The sequence below is a fragment of the Streptomyces sp. NBC_00385 genome (assembly GCF_035917155.1).
GTDB lineage: Bacteria > Actinomycetota > Actinomycetes > Streptomycetales > Streptomycetaceae > Streptomyces > Streptomyces poriferorum.
The window spans coordinates 855,030-870,751 of the sequence record NZ_CP107951.1; the positions used below are offsets into that span (position 1 = coordinate 855,030).

The window sequence follows — 15,722 nt, forward strand, 5'->3', positions numbered from 1 at the left end:
GCCGAAACGCTGCGGGTGCCCCGTGCGGAAGGCAGCCGGTTGTGCACGCGCACAGAGGCGGGGTGTGTGCTGTCGCCCCCGGCCCGGACCGGTGTCATCCTCACGACGGCGGTCCGGCGGAGCGGGCCGGGCCCCGAGCAGGGAATCGGCCCCCCGGGGCGTGCGGAGAACGGAGCGGGCATGCGGCAGCGCGGGGACGAGCGGGGGTGGGCGCTGCTCGACGCGCTGCTGGACGACGAGACCGGGCAGGACCTCGCGGCGCTCGCCGGTGCGGTACTGGGGCTGCCGGAGCAGGGCCGGTACGCGGTGGCGGTGGTCGCGGAGCGCGGGTGCGCCTGGAACCGTCCGGCCGACGCGCTCGGGATGCGGCTTCTGTGGCGGTCGCGGCCGGACCGGGAGATCGCGGTGGTGGCGCTGGGCGAGGCGGATCCGGCCGCCGTCGCCGTGCTGTTGTCCGGCACGGGCCCCGGCCCAGGTGGGGTCAGTCCGGTGGTGGACGGCCTGTCCGCGCTGGGCACGGCCCGCCGGCTGGCCGATGCGGCGCTGCTGACGTGCGGGGAGGGCGGGGAGGCGGTCGTGTGCCTGGACGGCAGGGTCCCCGAGGCCTTGGTGGCGGGGCAGCCGGCTCTGGCGAGCTATCTGGCCACGGACGTGTTCGGGGCGCTGCTGGCACGTGATCCGACGGACCGGGCGCTGCTGGTGTCGACGCTGGACGCATGGGTGGAGTGCGGAGGATCGGCCGGGCGCACGGCGGTACGGCTGTGCTGCCACCGGAACACGGTGCTGAACCGGTTGCGGCGGCTGGAGGAGCTGACGTCACGGTCGTTGTCGCAGCCGCGCGAACTGGTGGAACTGATGCTGGCGCTGGACGCGGTGCGACTGGGGCTGGGCACGGGTACGGCGGCGCTGTGAGGCCGCCGCGCCTGGGGGGCCTGCGGCGGGCCTCGTCCCCTCCCCGCCCCTTCCCGTAACCGGGGGCGGAGCCCCCGGAGGGCCCCGCCCCGGCGCCTCAGCGCAGGAAGTCCCGCGCGATGGACTCCGCCACCCGCTCCAGGAGCGGCCCCGCCTCGGCCATGCAGACCGCGGGGTCCGGTTCCAGCTCCGTGAGCGCGTACGCGCGACGGATGCCCGCGCCGCCCAGGGCCTCCGGTGCGAGTGCCAGGCGTCCGCAGACCGCGACGACCTCGATGCCGGCCGCGCGGGCTGCCGCGGCGACGCCGGCCGGGGCCTTGCCGTGCAGCGTCTGTTCGTCGAGTGAGCCCTCGCCGGTGATGACCAGCGTCGCCCGGGCCAGCGCGGGGGCGAAGCCGAGGACGTCGAGCATCACCTCGATCCCGGGCCGGAACCGCGCACCGAGGGCGACGAGCGCCCCGTAGCCGATACCGCCCGCCGCACCCGCACCCGGCTGCTCTGCCTGCTCCGGCCCGAGGACGGAGGCGTAGTGGGCGAGCGCCGCGTCGAGCACCGCGATGTCGTCCTCGGTCGCGCCCTTCTGGCGGCCGTACACCTCGGGCGCGCCCTTGGGCCCGGTGAGCGGGTTGTCGACGTCGCTGGCGAGGATCAGGTCGACCTCGCCGAGCCGCGGGTCGAGCCCGGACAGGTCGGCCGTGGCGAGACCGGCGAGGCCGCCGCCCCCGGGGCCGACGGGCTTGCCGTCCGCGTCCAGGAACCGGGCGCCGAGTGCGGCCAGCATGCCCGCCCCGCCGTCCGTGGTCGCGCTGCCACCGACGCCGAACACGATGGTCCGGGCGCCCGCTTCGAGGGCGGCGAGCAGCAGCTCACCGGAGCCGTACGTGGTGGCCGTGAGCGGGGCGAACACTCCCGCCGGCAGGTGCTGGAGGCCCGAGGCCTCGGCCATCTCGACCACAGCGGTGGTTTCGCGCACCGCGTAGGCGGCGGTCACGGGGTCGCCCAGCGGCCCGGTCACCCGCGCCTCGCGGCGCTCGAATCCGGCGGCCACCGCGGCCGCCACCGTGCCGTCGCCGCCGTCCGCCACGGGCAGGGTCTCGACCCGCACCTCGGGGGCGACGCGCCGCAGCCCGGCCGTCACCCGCTCCGCGACCTGTACGGCCGTGAGCGAGCCCTTGAACTTGTCCGCCGCGACGAGCACGCGTGCGGTCTCCATCACTGCTCCGTCCGTCACCTTGATTCCCTTTGCTTTCGAACAGGCAGTCGCGCCGACCCGACCCTATCCGCCCCACCCCCTCCCTGCCCATGGGTGTCCGTGCCCTGGACCCGGCCGCTACGCTGCCGACGTGACCACCACTGATTACGCCGCGTACATCGCCGGTCTCCCGAAGGTCCTGGCCGGTGCGGCCTGCCTCTTCCGTGACGCGCGGGGCCGGGTGCTGCTCGTCGAACCGAACTACCGGGAGAGCTGGGCGCTGCCCGGCGGCACGATCGAATCGGCGGACGGCGAGACCCCGCGGCAGGGGGCCCGACGCGAGTCGGCCGAGGAGATCGGCCTCGACCTGGAGCCGGGCCGGCTGCTCGCGGTGGACTGGACGCGCGGCACAGGGCGGCCGCCGATCGTGGCCTACGTGTACGACGGCGGGGTGCTGGACGAGGAGCAGCTGAAGGCGGTCCGGGTCCAGGAGGAAGAGCTCCTGTCGTGGAAGCTCGTCGAGCCCGCCGAGCTCGGGAAGTACCTGCTCGGCGCGCTCCATGGCCGGGTACGGGCGGCGCTGGACGTGCTGGAGTCCGGCGCGGGCACCGCGGAACTGGAGGACGGCACGCCTGTCGGCTGAGCCCGGCGCGGCCACCGGTGGCCGCACGCGAAATGGCCTCGCCGGGTGGGATGGGCCCTGCGTACGCTCCCCGCATGACACTCGTGGCGATCCTCAGCGGCGCCGGCATCTCCACGGACTCCGGCATCCCCGACTACCGCGGACCCAACGGGCTCTGGCGCAAGGACCCGGAGGCCGAGAAGCTCGTCACGTACGACCTGTACATGGCCGATCCGGAGATCCGCCGCCGTTCCTGGCAGATGCGGCGCACCAGTGCGACGTGGAACGCCCAGCCGAACGCGGCCCACCGTGCGGTGGCGGACCTGGAGCGGTCGGGCGTGGCCGTGCGGGTGATCACGCAGAACGTCGACGGTCTGCACCAGGCAGCCGGTCTCCCGGCGCGCAAGGTCTTCGAACTCCACGGCACGGCCCTGCACGTGGTGTGCACCCGCTGTCACGCCCGTTCGACGATGGCCGAGGCCCTCGCCCGAGTCGAGGCGGGCGAGCCCGATCCGCCCTGCGCGGTGTGCGGCGGGATCCTCAAGTCGGCCACGATCATGTTCGGTGAACGCCTCGATCCGGTGGTGCTGAGCGAGGCGATGGCGGTCGCGAAGGGCTGCGAGGTCTTCATCGCGGTCGGTACGACGCTCCAGGTGCAGCCCGCCGCCTCGCTGGCCGGGATCGCGGCGGAGCACGGGGCGAGGCTGATCGTGGTCAACGCGGAGCCGACGCCGTACGACACGCTGGCGCAGGAGACGATCCGGGAGCCGATCGGCACGGCACTGCCGGCGCTGCTCGAACGGCTGGCGGACTAGGCGGGTCCGGGGGCGAGCGCCGGGCAGTGAGATCGGTGGCAGCCGGTTCGGTCCGGTGCGTGACCGCCTCCTCCCTCCGTGCGCTGCGGGGCGACGCGCGCTCCGAGTCCGGCGGCCGGTGCGCTGCGCGACGCTCTCGCCGGGGCCCCTACCGCGAGGCCCCCGCCCCCTCCTTGTGGCGCCGGTAGTAGCGGGCCACCCGCGCACGGTTGCCGCAGCGCGCGGCCGAGCACCAGCGGCGGCGGGGGTGGGCGGGTACGAACAGCATCGTGCAGTGCTCCGCCTCGCACTCCCGGATGCTCGCGAGCGCCGGATCCGCCAGCAGCTCGGTGACCTCCTCGGCCAGGGCCGCGGCCACCCGCATCCCGAGCGGGCCGGAGCGGCGGGCCGGCGCCACGACGCTCTCGCCGTTCCACTCCGCGTACCGCACGGCGGGGGCGGCGAGCTGGGCCTCGTTGAGCCGGCGCAGGGCCGTGTCCGGCGGGCGCTCGCCGCGCCGGGCCGCCGCGACGGCCTCGGTCGCGGCCGCCCGGACCGCGCGCACCGCCGCCAGATCGTCCGGGGTCACCTCCCGCACCCCGGTGGCCCCGGGCAGCCGCTCGCCCTCCAGCGTCAGCCACGCCAGCAGACCGGCCGGATCGGCCAGGTGATCGGCCGGGGGGCCCTGGGCCGTGTGCGGCAGCGTGTTGAGCAGGTCCAGGGCGAGCAGCTCGCCGGTCAAGGGCTCATCACCGTTCATGGCACTAACGCTAACTCAATCGCTTGACACATTAGAACCCTCCGGCGTAGAACTAATGCATCAGATCAACCAGGAGGCATGTGAACATGGCGATTCAAGCTGTTCCGCACATCCGTCACCGGCACATCGAGGTCGACGGCGTCCGTGTCTTCTACCGCGAGTCGCTCCCCGTGGGTGCGGCGGACGACGCCCCCGTGATGCTGCTGCTGCACGGCTTTCCGTCGGCCTCGCACCAGTTCCGCCGGCTGATGGACGCGCTGGGCGCCCACTACCGGCTCATCGCCCCGGACTACCCGGGTTTCGGCCACAGCGACGCCCCTGCCTCCTCGACCGCCGGCGGCCCGTTCACGTACACCTTCGACCGGCTCGCCGACATCACCGAAGGCTTCGTGCGGCAGCTCGGGCTGTCCCGCTTCGTGATGTACGTGTTCGACTTCGGCGCCCCTGTCGGCTTCCGGCTCGCCGCCCGCCACCCGGAGTGGATCGCCGGGCTGGTGGTCCAGAACGGCAACGCGTACGAGGAGGGACTGTCGCAGCAGGCCCGGGACTTCATCTCCCTCCGCCCGGAGGTCCCCGGCGCCGCCGACACCGTGCGGTCACTGCTGACCCTGCCCTCGACCCGTGGCCAGTACGAGGGCGGCACGGCCGATCCCGAACTCGTGGCGCCGGACGGCTGGACACTGGACCAGCACTTCCTGGACCTTCCGGGCCGCACCCTGCCGCAGCTGGACCTGGCCTTCGACTACCACTCCAATGTGGCGCTCTACCCGCAGTGGCAGGACTGGCTGCGCAAGCACACCCCACCGGCGCTCGTCGTCTGGGGCACGGGCGACATGTTCTTCACCGAGCCCGGCGCCCGCGCCTATCTGCGCGACCTCCCCGACGCCGAACTGCACCTCTTCGCGACCGGGCACTTCGCTCTGGAGGACCACCTCCCCCGGATCGCCCCGCTGATCGCGGACTTCCTGGACCGCACGTGGGCGGCCCAGAACCAGGTGCGGTAACGTTGACGGCTGCGAAGGGGAGTAGCCCTGCAAACCGGTCGTCGACACACTGGAACCTCCGGGTTCCCGGTGGCCGGGCTCGTGGATCATTGCGGGCGGGCGAGACCTTCGGTCAGGTATGACACGCCCACGCCCCGTGGGCGGTGCCGTCATGCCGGGCCGAGTGGTCCTCCGAAAGCCCCAGCGGCACTTCGCGGAAGATCCGGGGCCCGGCTCCAACAGAAAGCCACCCGGAATGCATCTCGACCCCCTGGCGATCATCACCGCTTTCGGGCTGATCTTCCTCGCGGAACTTCCCGACAAGACGATGTTCGCGTCGCTGGCCATGGGCACGCGCATGCGCCCGCTCTACGTCTGGTTCGGCACGTCGTCCGCGTTCATCGTCCACGTCGCCATCGCGGTCGGGGCGGGCGGCCTGCTCGGCCTGCTGCCCGACTGGATCGTCAAGCTCGTCTCCGCCTCCCTCTTCGCCTTCGGCGCGTTCATGCTGCTCCGGGCCGACGCGGGCGACGACGACGAGGACGGCGGCCCCAAGACGGTCACCGGCTTCTGGCCGGTGTACTCCACCGCGTTCATGGCGGTGTTCATCAGCGAGTGGGGCGACCTCACCCAGATCACGACGGCCAACCTGGCCGCGAGCAACGGCGCCTGGTCCACCGCGATCGGATCCGCCGCCGCGCTGATGTCCGTATCGGCGCTGGCCCTGCTCGCGGGACGGTTCATCGCCAAGCGCGTACCGCTGAAGACCGTCCAGCGCATCGGCGGGATCTGCATGCTGGGGCTGGCGATCTGGACGGTCGTCGAGATCTTCACCGGCTGACCGGTCCTGAAGGACGGGCGAAGGGCTCCGCGTGTCGTCCGCGCGGAGCCCTTCGCCGTACGGTCACTGGAAGAGTGTCGGAGAGCTGTCCTGCGTACCGTTCTCGAAGGCCAGCAGCCGCTGCTTGCGGTCGAGCCCGCCGCCGTACCCGGTGAGGCTCCCCGAGGCCCCGATCACGCGGTGGCACGGCACGATGATGCCGACCGGGTTCTTGCCGTTGGCCAGCCCCACCGCGCGCGAGGCGCCGGGCTTTCCGAGGTTCTCGGCCAGTTCGCCGTACGTACGGGTCTCGCCGTACGGAATCCGCTGGAGCTCGGCCCAGACGGAACGCTGGAACGGGGTGCCGGCGAGGTTCAGCGGGAGAGTGAACTCCCGCAGTTCTCCGGCGAAGTAGGCGTCCAGCTGCTCGACGGCCTCGTCGAAGGGGCCCGCGTCGGGCTCGCCGAAGGTTTCCTCGGGCGGCCGGTGGCGCTGACCGGTCATGTAGAGACCGGCGAGGACCCGGTCGGTGGCGACTAGGGTCAGCGGGCCGTACGGACTGTCGATCACTGTGTGTTGCCGGGCCTGCCGGGCCTGCCGGGGCGCTGCGGTGGTGCGTGTCGTGGTCACGAGGAACTTCCTTGTGCGGGCAGGTGGTTGATGGGGTGGTCGTCCACGGTCCACAGGTACTGGACGGCGTAGGCCCGCCACGGCCGCCAGCTCGCCGCGCGTGCGGTGAGCGCGGCCGGTGTCGACGGCAGGCCGAGCTGCTCGGCGGCCCGCCGGATGCCGAGGTCCGTCGGCAGGAAGGCGTCCGGGTCGCCGAGCGCCCGCATGGCGATGACCTCGACGGTCCAGGGGCCGAATCCGGGCAGCGCGGTCAGTTCCGCCCGCGCCTTCTCCCAGTCGGTGTCGGTGCCCAGCCGCAGCGAGCCGTCCGCCAGCGCGCCGACGAGCGTGGTGAGGGTGCGGCGGCGGCTGCGGGGCAGGGCGAGCTGTTCGGGGTCGAGCCCGGCCAGCGCCCGGGGCGCCGGGAAGAGGTGGGTGAGGCCGCCCTCCGGGTCGTCGACGGGGGTGCCGTGCGCCGTGACCAGCCGGGCCGCGTGGGTACGGGCGGCGGCGGTGGACACCTGCTGGCCGAGCACGGCCCGGACGGCGAACTCCGCACCGTCGACGGTCCTCGGCACCCGGCGGCCCGGCGCCTTGTCGACCAGCGGGGCCAGCAGGGGGTCGGCGCGCAACTGCTCGTCGACGGCCACGGGGTCGGCGTCCAGGTCCAGCAGCCAGCGGCACCGGCTGATGGCCAGGGTGAGGTCGCGCGGGTCGGTGAGCGCGAGCCGGCAGGCGATGTGGTCGGGGTGCGGGGTGAGCGCGACGATGCCGTGTCCGTGCGGCAGGTCGAGCGTGCGGCGGTAGGCCCCTTCGCGCCACTCCTCGACCCCGGGGACGGCTGTCGCGGCGAGGTGCCCGAAGAGGTTGCTGGGGTTGAGCGGGGCCCGGTACGGAAGCCGCAGCGCTATCACCCCGGGCGTGGCCGGCGGCCGCACCGACCGGGAGGCGCGGCTGCGCAGCTCCCCCGGGGCGAGGGCGAAGACCTCGCGCACGGTGTCGTTGAAGGTGCGGATCGAGGCGAACCCGGCTGCGAAGGCGACCTCGGCCATGGGCAGCCCGGTCGTCTCGATGAGCACCCGCGCGGTCTGCGCCCGCTGCGCCCGGGCCAGGGCAAGGGGGCCGGCGCCCAGCTCGGCGAGCAGTTGCCGTTCGATCTGCCGGGCCGAGTACCCGAGCCGGGTGGCGAGACCGGGGACGCCTTCCCGGTCGACGACCCCGTCCCGGATCAGGCGCATGGCGCGGGCCACGGAGTCGGCGCGGGCGTTCCACTCGGGCGATCCGGGGCTCGTGTCGGGCCGGCACCGCTTGCAGGCCCGGAACCCGGCCTGCTGGCAGGCGGCGGCGCTCGGGTAGAAGCTCATGTTCTCGACCTTGGGCGGCACGACGGGGCAGCTCGGGCGGCAGTAGATCCGGGTGGTCAGGACCGCGGTGAAGAACCAGCCGTCGAACCGGGCGTCCTTGGACTGGACGGCCCTCACGCAGCGCTCGGTGTCGGTGTGCATGGTTCAAGCATGGGCCACCGGCGGGGGCGAGGCTGGCGAGAATCCGACATCAGCCTTCAGCTGCCAGGACTTCTCCGGCCGCCGGCCCGGAAGCCCTGGAGTTGACAGCCGACGCCCCGGTGGGAGCCTTGAAAGGGTCCTGACACCCATGGGCGGGCCTGCTGCCCGCCGGCCCTGCGGGGACCTGCTCGCCCGGCCCCGTAGCGCGGAACACAAGGAAGGTCCACCATGACGGACACGCCCGCGCCGATCTGTTCGCATCTGGACCAGGTCAGGCGTGTCACCCCGGACAGCCCCGACTCCTGCCCGCAGTGCGTCGCGCAGGGGGACACCTGGGTGCATCTGCGCGAGTGCCAGAGCTGCGGGCAGGTCGGCTGCTGCGACTCCTCCCGCAACAAGCACGCCACCGCGCACCGGGAGGCCACCGGCCACCCCCTGATCCGCTCCTACGAGCCGGGCGAGACGTGGTGGTGGTGCTACGAGGACCAGGTGACCTTCGACGTCGACGGCATCGGGCCCGCCCGAGCGGTCTGAGCACGGCCCGCGGGGCGTTGCGGAGGTTCACCCACCCGCTGTCAGCCCCGCGCAGCCGCCAGCGCCTCCTCGAACTCCACGTACGCGTGCGCGTCGAAGAGCACGAACCGCACCTCCTCGACGGGTGCCGCGGCCTCCGCCAGTACGGTGCGGACGGCGATGCGGGCGCCGTCGTCCATCGGCCAGCCGTAGATGCCCGTGGAGATCGCGGGGAAGGCGATGGTGCGTGCCCCCAACGCCGCGGCGACGCCCAGCGCTTCGCGGTAGCAGGACTCCAGCAGGGCCGAGCGGTCCTCGGCGCTGCTCCAGACCGGGCCGACCGTGTGCACGACCCAGCGGGCGTCGAGCTTCCCGGCGGTGGTGGCGACGGCCCGGCCCGTGCGCAGCCCCTTGCCGTACTTCGAGGCACGCAACTCCCGGCAGGCGGCCAGGATTTCGGGGCCGCCCCTGCGGTGGATCGCGCCGTCCACCCCGCCGCCGCCGAGCAGGGAGGAGTTCGCGGCGTTGACGACGGCGTCGACGGACTGCAGGGTGATGTCGCCCCGTACGAGGGTGACGGTGACGGTGGAAGGTGTGCGCATCCGGCCATCATGCCGTGGTACGCGGGTCCGTGGCGGCCGACCCCGCGCGGCGGACGTCAACGGCCGCCGGACGGCCCCGATCGGCGCAACCGCCGCCACACCGCCTTCGCGGCATGGTGACCGGACATGCCGTGCACACCGGGGCCGGGCGGGGTCGCCGACGAACAGATGTAGACGGACGGGTGCGCGGTCGCGTACGGAACCCGGGCGAGCCGGGGGCGGATCACGGTCTGCAGCCCGGCGAAGGCGCCGCAGGCGATGTCCCCGTCGACGTAGTTCGCGTTGCGCACCGCGAGTTGGGGCGGGCCCGTCACCGCGCGGGCGAGGACGATGTCGCGGAAGCCGGGGGCGAACCGCTCCAGTTGGCGTTCGATGACGTCGGTGGCATCGCCCTCCCAGCCGGCCGGAACGTGTCCGTACACCCAGAAGACCTGCTTGCCCTCGGGGGCGCGGGACGGGTCGGTGAGGCTGGGCTGCGCGGTGATGAGGAAGGGCACGCTCGGGTCCCGGCCGGTCACCGCCGCGCGCAGCGCGGTGTCGATCTCGCCGGCCGTGGGGCCGATGTGGACCGTACCGGCCCGGCGGGCCTCCTCGGCGGTCCAGGGGACGGGGCCCGACAGCGCGTAGTCGATCTTGAAGCAGGAGGCTCCGTAGCGGTAGCCCCGGTAGGCGTTGCCCAGTCCGGCGATCCGGGCCAGCGCGGTCGGTGAGGTGTCGAAGATGTAGGCGCGGGCCGGCGGCAGCTCGTCCAGCCGTTTGACCTCCGTGCCCGTACGGATGGTGCCGCCCTGCTCCCGCAGGTACGAGGCGAGAGCGTCGGAGATGGCCTGCGAGCCGCCACGCGGCACCGGCCAGCCCTTCTCGTGCGCGGCGAGCGCGAAGAGCAGGGCGATGCCGCCGGTGGCGAGACCGCTGGTGGGGGCTATGGCGTGGGCGGCGAGTCCGGCGAAGAGCCCCGCGGCCTTCTCACCGCGGAAGCGCCGGGACAGGAGCGTGGCGGGCTGGATCGCGTCGAGTCCGAAGCGCGCCCAGCGGTACGGGTCCCGGGGCAGTCCGTCCCACGGGGTGCGCAGGAAGTCCTGCGCGATCGTGTCCCAGTGGCCGAGGAAGGGCGCGAGGAGTCTGCGGTAGGCCCCCGCGTCCTGCGGTCCGAGCGACATGGCCGTCTCCCCCGCCGACCTGGCCAGCACGGCCGCGGAACCGTCCGGGAACGGGTGCGCCAGGGCCAGGGCCGGCTGCAGCCACTCCAGGCCGTGTTTCGCCAGGGGCATCGCGCCGAAGGCGGGTGAGCCGATGGCCAACGGGTGGACCGCCGAGCAGGGGTCGTGCCGGAAGCCCGGCAGCGTGAGTTCTTCGGTACGGGCTCCGCCGCCGACGGTCTCCCCGGCCTCGAAGACCTCCACGGCGAAGCCACGGCGGGCCAGTTCGGCTGCGGCGGTCAGTCCGTTGGGTCCCGCCCCCACGACGACGGCATCGAGCATCGACGGCACCTTCGGACTCCTTTGTCAGCCGACGGTCTGAGAGCCCAGGATATTCGCAGGCGGCGACAGTTCGGGAGCGGGTACCGTGCCCGTCCCATGAATACTCCGAACCCCGCCCGTCCGGCGCACCCGAACCCGCCCCCCGCCGCCTCCCCTGAAGCGGAGGAATCCGCACTGCCGCGGAGCATCGACGAGATGGCGGAGCGGCTGACCGCGGTGCCGGGCGTCCGCGCCGTCGTACTCGGCGGCAGCCGGGCCCGCGGCACCCACCGGCCCGATTCGGACTGGGACCTGGGCCTCTACTACCGGGGCGCGCCGGACCTCGCCGCACTGACCGCGCTGGCGTCAGGGTTCCAGGGCTCCCCGGTCGAGGTGGCCGGGCCGGGCGGCTGGGGGCCGTGGGTGAACGGCGGGGCGTGGCTGCGGGTGGACGGTGTTCCGGTCGACTGGATCCTGCGCGATCTGGACCGGGTCGAGGCGGTCTGGTCGGACTGCCGCCGGGGCCGTTTCGAGGTGGGGGTCCAGCCCGGCCATCCGCTGGGCTTCTGGTCCCCCGCCTATCCGGGCGAGGTCGCCCTCGGGCGCGTACTCGCCGATCCGCACAGCGAGTTGACCGAACTTCAGCAGCAGACGTCCGACTACCCGGAGCCGCTGCGCCAGGCGCTTGCCGAGGCGGCCTGGGAGGCGGAGTTCTCGGTCGGGGCGGCCGGCAAGTCGGCACCGGGCGGTGACCGGCTCCACGTCTCGCTCTGTCTGTCCCGGGCGTTCGGCGTCCTCGCCCAGTCGCTGCACGCCCACCACCGCACCTGGTGCCTGAACGAGAAGGGCGCGCTGGCCGCCGCCGCGGCCCTGCCGGACACGCCCGCGGACTTCGCGGCGCGGGTCGGCGAGGCGCTCAGGGGGCTGGACCCCTCGGCCGTGGAGACGGCCGCGGCGGTCGTACGGGACGTACGCGAGGTCCTGCGGAATGGAGCCACCGACGGGAGCCGGGGTGACCGGTCGCGCTGAAGGGCGCGCCCGGCCACCGCACGCCCCGGACCGCCTCGCTCAAGCCGCGCTGCGCAGGGCGGCGAGGATGCGGTCGGCCGTCGCACGGTCCCGGGCTGCCGTGAAGGGCAGGTCGTTGCCGCCCGCGATGCGGAACGGCACACCGGACAGCGTGGCCTGGGTGCCGCCCGCCTCGGTGACGAGGAGGAGCCCCGCCGCGTGGTCCCAGGCGTACTCCCAGTTGAATGCGAGCGCGTCCAGCTCGCCGCGGGCGACGGCCAAATACTCGAGCCCGGCCGAGCCGCAGGGGCGGGCGTCGATGCCTTCGGTGCGCAGGCCGAGCAGGGCCTTCTTCTGCGCGTCGGTGGTGTAGTCGGGGTGCGACATCGCCACCCGCAGTACGGCGTCGGGCGTGGGCGAGCCGGAGCGTATCGCCGTGCCGTCGAGCGTGGCACCCCGGCCGCGGACGGCGACGGCCATCTCGTCCAGGGCGGCCGCGTACGTCCAGGAGGCCAGCAGCTCGCCGCGGTGGGCCAGGGCCACCAGGGTGCAGAACCCGGGCTCGCCGCGGACGAACTGGCGCGTGCCGTCGACCGGGTCGACGATCCACACGGGGGCCTCGCCGCTCAGCGCCTCGTACACCGTCGGGTCGGCGTGGACCGCTTCCTCGCCGACGACGACGGAACCGGGCAGGAGCCGGCTCAGGGCGGCGGTGAGGTGTTCCTCGGCGAGCCGGTCCGCGGTGGTCACGAGGTCGTGCGGACCGTTCTTCTCGACGATCTCGTGTGCGGCGAGCTGCCGGTAGCGCGGCATGATCTCGGCGGCGGCCGCTGCGCGGACCGCCGCCTCGACCTCGGTCAGGTCCCCGGCAAGGAAGTCATCGATCATGCCCCCAGCTAAGCACGGGCTGTCCGGACGCCGACGGCCTGGTCATGACGGGGACGTGGCCGGCCGGTGGCCGGTCAGCGCCCGACCGCGTACCCCTGCATGCCCCGCGGGTTCGCCGCCGCCGACAGCACCCCGGTCTCCGGGTCACGGGCGACCGCGCACATCCGGCCCTCGGACCACGGGTCGCCGACCGTGACGTCATGGCCGCGCCGGCGCAGCTCCTCGACGACGTCCGGGTCCATGCCCTCCTCGACGGTGACGCTGCCCGGGCGCATCCCGCGAGGGAAGAAGGAGCCGGGGAAGCTGTCGTTGTGCCAGTTCGGGGCGTCGATGGCGCCCTGGAGGTCGAGACCGCCGCGGACCTCGGCGCGCAGGGCGACGGCGAGGAAGAAGTGCAGCTGCCACTGGTCCTGCTGGTCGCCGCCCGGGGTGCCGAAGGCCATCACCGGGACGCCGTCACGCAGGGCGAGGGACGGGGTGAGGGTGGTGCGGGGGCGGCGGCCCGGGGTGAGGGAGTTCGGCAGGCCCTCGTCCAGCCAGGCCATCTGGAGGCGGGTACCGAGCGGGAAGCCGAGCTCGGGCACGACCGGGTTGGACTGGAGCCACCCGCCGCTGGGGGTCGCGGAGACCATGTTGCCCCAGCGGTCGACGACGTCGACGTGGCAGGTGTCGCCCCGGGTCGCGCCGTCCTTGGCCACGGTCGGCTCGCCCGCGCGGTCCGCGGTGACCGTCGGCTCGCCGGCACCTTCCTTCGCGACGGTCGGCTCGCCGACACCGGCGGCCGGTATGCCCATGGCGTCGAAGCCGGACTCACCGGCGGCGACGGCGTGGGCGTGCTCGCTGAGCACGGGGGTGCGGCCGTCGGGGCTGCCCGGGCGGAGCTCGTGCGAGGCCTCGTCGGTGACCAGGGCGCGCCGGGTCGCGTTGTACGGCTCGGAGAGCAGGGTGGCGAGCGGGACCTCGGCCGCGTCGCCGTACCAGGCCTCCCGGTCCGCCATGGCGAGCTTGCAGCCCTCGATGAGCAGGTGGACGTACTCGGCGGAGCCGTAGGCCGGCAGTTCGGCGGGCAGCAGGGCGAGCTGCTGGAGGAAGGCGGGGCCCTGGCTCCAGCCGCCGGCCTTGGCGAGGGTCCAGCCGTTCCAGTCGTACGTGGCGGGGGCCTCGTACGAAGCGGACCAGCCGGCCAGGTCGGCGGCGGTGAGGGTGCCGGTGTGGCGGGTACCGCTGGTGTCCATGGTGGGGACGGCGGCCTGGCGGACCAGGGCCTCGGCGATGAAGCCCTCGCGCCAGATCGCGCGGGCGGCCTCGATCTGCGCGGTGCGGTCGTCGCCGCCGGTCTCCTCGGCCTCGGCGATCAGCCGGCGCCAGGTCGCGGCGAGGGCGGGGTTGCGGAACAGCTCGCCGGGGGCCGGGGACTTCCCGCCCGGGAGGTAGACGTCGGCGGAGGACTGCCACTCGGTCTCGAAGAGCTCGCGGACGGTCTCGACGGTCTGGCCGACGCGCTCGACGGGTGCGTGGCCGTCCTCGGCGTAGCCGATGGCGTACCGCAGTACCTCGGCGACGGTCTTGGTCCCGTGATCGCGCAGCAGCAGCATCCAGGCGTCGAAGGCGCCCGGCACGGCGGCGGCGAGCGGTCCGGTGCCGGGGACCAGGTCGAGGCCGAGCGCGCGGTAGTGGCCGACCGTCGCACCGGCAGGGGCCGGGCCCTGGCCGCAGAGGACCCGGACGTCGCCGTCGCGGTGCGCCAGGATCATCGGCACCTCTCCGGCCGGGCCGTTGAGGTGGGGTTCGACGACGTGCAGGACGAATCCGGCGGCGACGGCGGCGTCGTAGGCGTTGCCGCCGTCCTCCAGGACCGCCATCGCGGACTGCGAGGCGAGCCAGTGGGTGGACGACACCATGCCGAAGGTGCCCTGGAGGGTGGGCCGGGTGGTGAACACGGATGCGGCTCCTTGCTGCGACGTTCTGTGGTTCGTTGCGGATCGTACGTACGGGAGGCCGGCCCCGGGAACGGGGGCCGCCTCCCGTACGGGGTCAGACGGCCGCGTCCGGGGCCGTTCCGTCGTCGTCGACGAGGTGACAGGAGACCTGCCGGCCGCCGGGCAGCTCCCGCAGGACGGGAACCTCGGTGCGGCAGCGTTCCGTGGCGAGCGGGCAGCGGGTGTGGAAGCGGCAGCCGGGCGGAGGGTCCAGCGGACTGGGCAGCTCGCCGTGGAGCACGATGCGCTCGCGGGAGCGCTGGAGCACCGGGTCGGGCACGGGCGCCGCGGAGAGCAGCGCCTGGGTGTAGGGGTGCTTGGGGTCGGCGAACAGCTCGGCGGTGGGGGCCTGTTCGACGATCTGGCCGAGGTACATCACGGCGATGCGGTCGGCGAGGAACTCGACGGCGGCCAGGTCGTGTGTGATGAACAGGCAGCCGAAGCCGCGGTCGCGCTGGAGGTCGGCGAGCAGGTTGAGGACGGAGGCCTGCACGGAGACGTCGAGCGCGGAGGTCGGTTCGTCCGCGACGACGAGATCGGGGTCGCAGGAGAGCGCGCGGGCGATGGAGATACGCTGGCGCTGGCCGCCGGAGAGCTCGTGCGGGTGCCGGTCGGCGTGTTCGGGGCGCAGTCCGACCTGGGCGAGCAGTTCCTCGACCCGCTCGCGGACTGCGGCGCCGCGGGCCCGGCGGTGCAGCCTGATGGGTTCGGCGATGATCTGGCCGATGGTCATGCGCGGGTCGAGCGAGGACGAGGGGTCCTGGAAGACCAGGTGGAAGTCCTTGCGCAGCGGGCGCACGGCGCGGCGGGACAGGTGCGTGATGTCGGTGCCGTTGATGTGGACGGTGCCACCGGTGGGTTCGTCGAGGCGTACCGCGCAGCGGCCGACGGTCGACTTGCCGCTGCCGGACTCCCCGACGAGGCCGACGACCTCGCCGCGGCCGACGGTGATCGAGACCCCGTCGACGGCGCGGACGGTGCCGCCGCCGGAAGCGGCGAAGTGCCGTTCCATCGAGTCGATCCGCAGCACGGGGTGCTGCTGGTCCGCGGCGCCCTCGGCGCTTTCGCGCGGGGC

The 15,722-nt window shown here is 73.8% G+C and carries 16 protein-coding genes; 7 read left to right on the forward strand and 9 right to left on the reverse strand.

Annotated features, from left to right (window positions below; all coding sequences use genetic code 11):
- Positions 1-180: 180 nt before the first annotated feature.
- Positions 181-912: a PucR family transcriptional regulator gene (locus OG959_RS03770; protein ID WP_326656572.1), complete on the forward strand. Its 732-nt coding sequence runs from the start codon at positions 181-183 to the stop codon at positions 910-912.
- Between the two features lie 97 nt (positions 913-1,009).
- On the opposite strand, the gene OG959_RS03775 is transcribed toward OG959_RS03770, so the two are convergent.
- Positions 1,010-2,125 (reverse strand): glycerate kinase, encoded by a 1,116-nt coding sequence (locus OG959_RS03775; RefSeq protein ID WP_326666193.1) that lies wholly within the window; start codon positions 2,123-2,125, stop codon positions 1,010-1,012.
- A 130-nt stretch (positions 2,126-2,255) separates the two neighbouring features.
- Here OG959_RS03775 and OG959_RS03780 point away from each other — a divergent pair, with 130 nt between their 5' ends.
- Both OG959_RS03780 and OG959_RS03785 read left to right on the forward strand, forming a co-directional pair.
- Positions 2,256-2,747: an NUDIX hydrolase gene (locus OG959_RS03780; RefSeq protein ID WP_326656573.1), complete on the forward strand. Its 492-nt coding sequence runs from the start codon at positions 2,256-2,258 to the stop codon at positions 2,745-2,747.
- A 74-nt stretch (positions 2,748-2,821) separates the two neighbouring features.
- Complete coding sequence (locus OG959_RS03785) at positions 2,822-3,541, forward strand: SIR2 family NAD-dependent protein deacylase (RefSeq protein ID WP_326656575.1); 720 nt, start codon at positions 2,822-2,824, stop codon at positions 3,539-3,541.
- A gap of 148 nt (positions 3,542-3,689) precedes the next feature.
- On the opposite strand, the gene OG959_RS03790 is transcribed toward OG959_RS03785, so the two are convergent.
- The gene (locus OG959_RS03790) at positions 3,690-4,280 is read right to left on the reverse strand and encodes a CGNR zinc finger domain-containing protein (RefSeq protein WP_326656576.1); all 591 of its coding nucleotides are present in this window, start codon (positions 4,278-4,280) and stop codon (positions 3,690-3,692) included.
- 86 nt (positions 4,281-4,366) lie between these two features.
- On the opposite strand from OG959_RS03790, the gene OG959_RS03795 reads away from it, so the two are divergent.
- Both OG959_RS03795 and OG959_RS03800 read left to right on the forward strand, forming a co-directional pair.
- Entirely contained in the window at positions 4,367-5,284 is a 918-nt protein-coding gene (locus OG959_RS03795; protein ID WP_326656577.1) for an alpha/beta fold hydrolase, read from the forward strand.
- Positions 5,285-5,519: 235 nt separating this feature from the next.
- Positions 5,520-6,104 (forward strand): TMEM165/GDT1 family protein, encoded by a 585-nt coding sequence (locus OG959_RS03800; protein ID WP_148021820.1) that lies wholly within the window; start codon positions 5,520-5,522, stop codon positions 6,102-6,104.
- 63 nt (positions 6,105-6,167) lie between these two features.
- Here OG959_RS03800 and OG959_RS03805 read toward each other — a convergent pair whose 3' ends face one another.
- Positions 6,168-6,713: a methylated-DNA--[protein]-cysteine S-methyltransferase gene (locus OG959_RS03805; RefSeq protein ID WP_326656579.1), complete on the reverse strand. Its 546-nt coding sequence runs from the start codon at positions 6,711-6,713 to the stop codon at positions 6,168-6,170.
- Positions 6,710-8,197 carry an AlkA N-terminal domain-containing protein gene (locus tag OG959_RS03810; protein ID WP_326656580.1) on the reverse strand — a complete coding sequence of 496 codons (1,488 nt, stop codon included), beginning with the start codon at positions 8,195-8,197 and terminating at the stop codon, positions 6,710-6,712. The genes OG959_RS03805 and OG959_RS03810 overlap by 4 nt, the downstream gene beginning before the upstream one ends.
- Positions 8,198-8,425: 228 nt before the next feature.
- On the opposite strand from OG959_RS03810, the gene OG959_RS03815 reads away from it, so the two are divergent.
- Entirely contained in the window at positions 8,426-8,731 is a 306-nt protein-coding gene (locus OG959_RS03815) for a UBP-type zinc finger domain-containing protein (protein WP_326656581.1), read from the forward strand.
- 41 nt (positions 8,732-8,772) lie between these two features.
- Here OG959_RS03815 and OG959_RS03820 read toward each other — a convergent pair whose 3' ends face one another.
- Positions 8,773-9,312: an O-acetyl-ADP-ribose deacetylase gene (locus OG959_RS03820; RefSeq protein ID WP_326656582.1), complete on the reverse strand. Its 540-nt coding sequence runs from the start codon at positions 9,310-9,312 to the stop codon at positions 8,773-8,775.
- 56 nt (positions 9,313-9,368) lie between these two features.
- Positions 9,369-10,802, reverse strand: a complete 1,434-nt coding sequence (locus OG959_RS03825; RefSeq protein WP_326656583.1) for a phytoene desaturase family protein — start codon at positions 10,800-10,802, stop codon at positions 9,369-9,371.
- Positions 10,803-10,988: 186 nt separating this feature from the next.
- Between OG959_RS03825 and OG959_RS03830 the strand changes: the two genes are divergently transcribed.
- Positions 10,989-11,801 carry a nucleotidyltransferase domain-containing protein gene (locus tag OG959_RS03830; protein WP_326666195.1) on the forward strand — a complete coding sequence of 271 codons (813 nt, stop codon included), beginning with the start codon at positions 10,989-10,991 and terminating at the stop codon, positions 11,799-11,801.
- 39 nt (positions 11,802-11,840) lie between these two features.
- Here OG959_RS03830 and OG959_RS03835 read toward each other — a convergent pair whose 3' ends face one another.
- From OG959_RS03835 to OG959_RS03845, 3 genes are all read right to left on the reverse strand, one after another.
- Entirely contained in the window at positions 11,841-12,668 is an 828-nt protein-coding gene (locus OG959_RS03835) for an inositol monophosphatase family protein (RefSeq protein ID WP_326656584.1), read from the reverse strand.
- 74 nt (positions 12,669-12,742) lie between these two features.
- Positions 12,743-14,608, reverse strand: a complete 1,866-nt coding sequence (locus tag OG959_RS03840; protein WP_326656586.1) for a gamma-glutamyltransferase family protein — start codon at positions 14,606-14,608, stop codon at positions 12,743-12,745.
- A gap of 94 nt (positions 14,609-14,702) precedes the next feature.
- Entirely contained in the window at positions 14,703-15,659 is a 957-nt protein-coding gene (locus tag OG959_RS03845; RefSeq protein ID WP_326666197.1) for an ABC transporter ATP-binding protein, read from the reverse strand.
- Between the last annotated feature and the right edge of the window lie 63 nt (positions 15,660-15,722).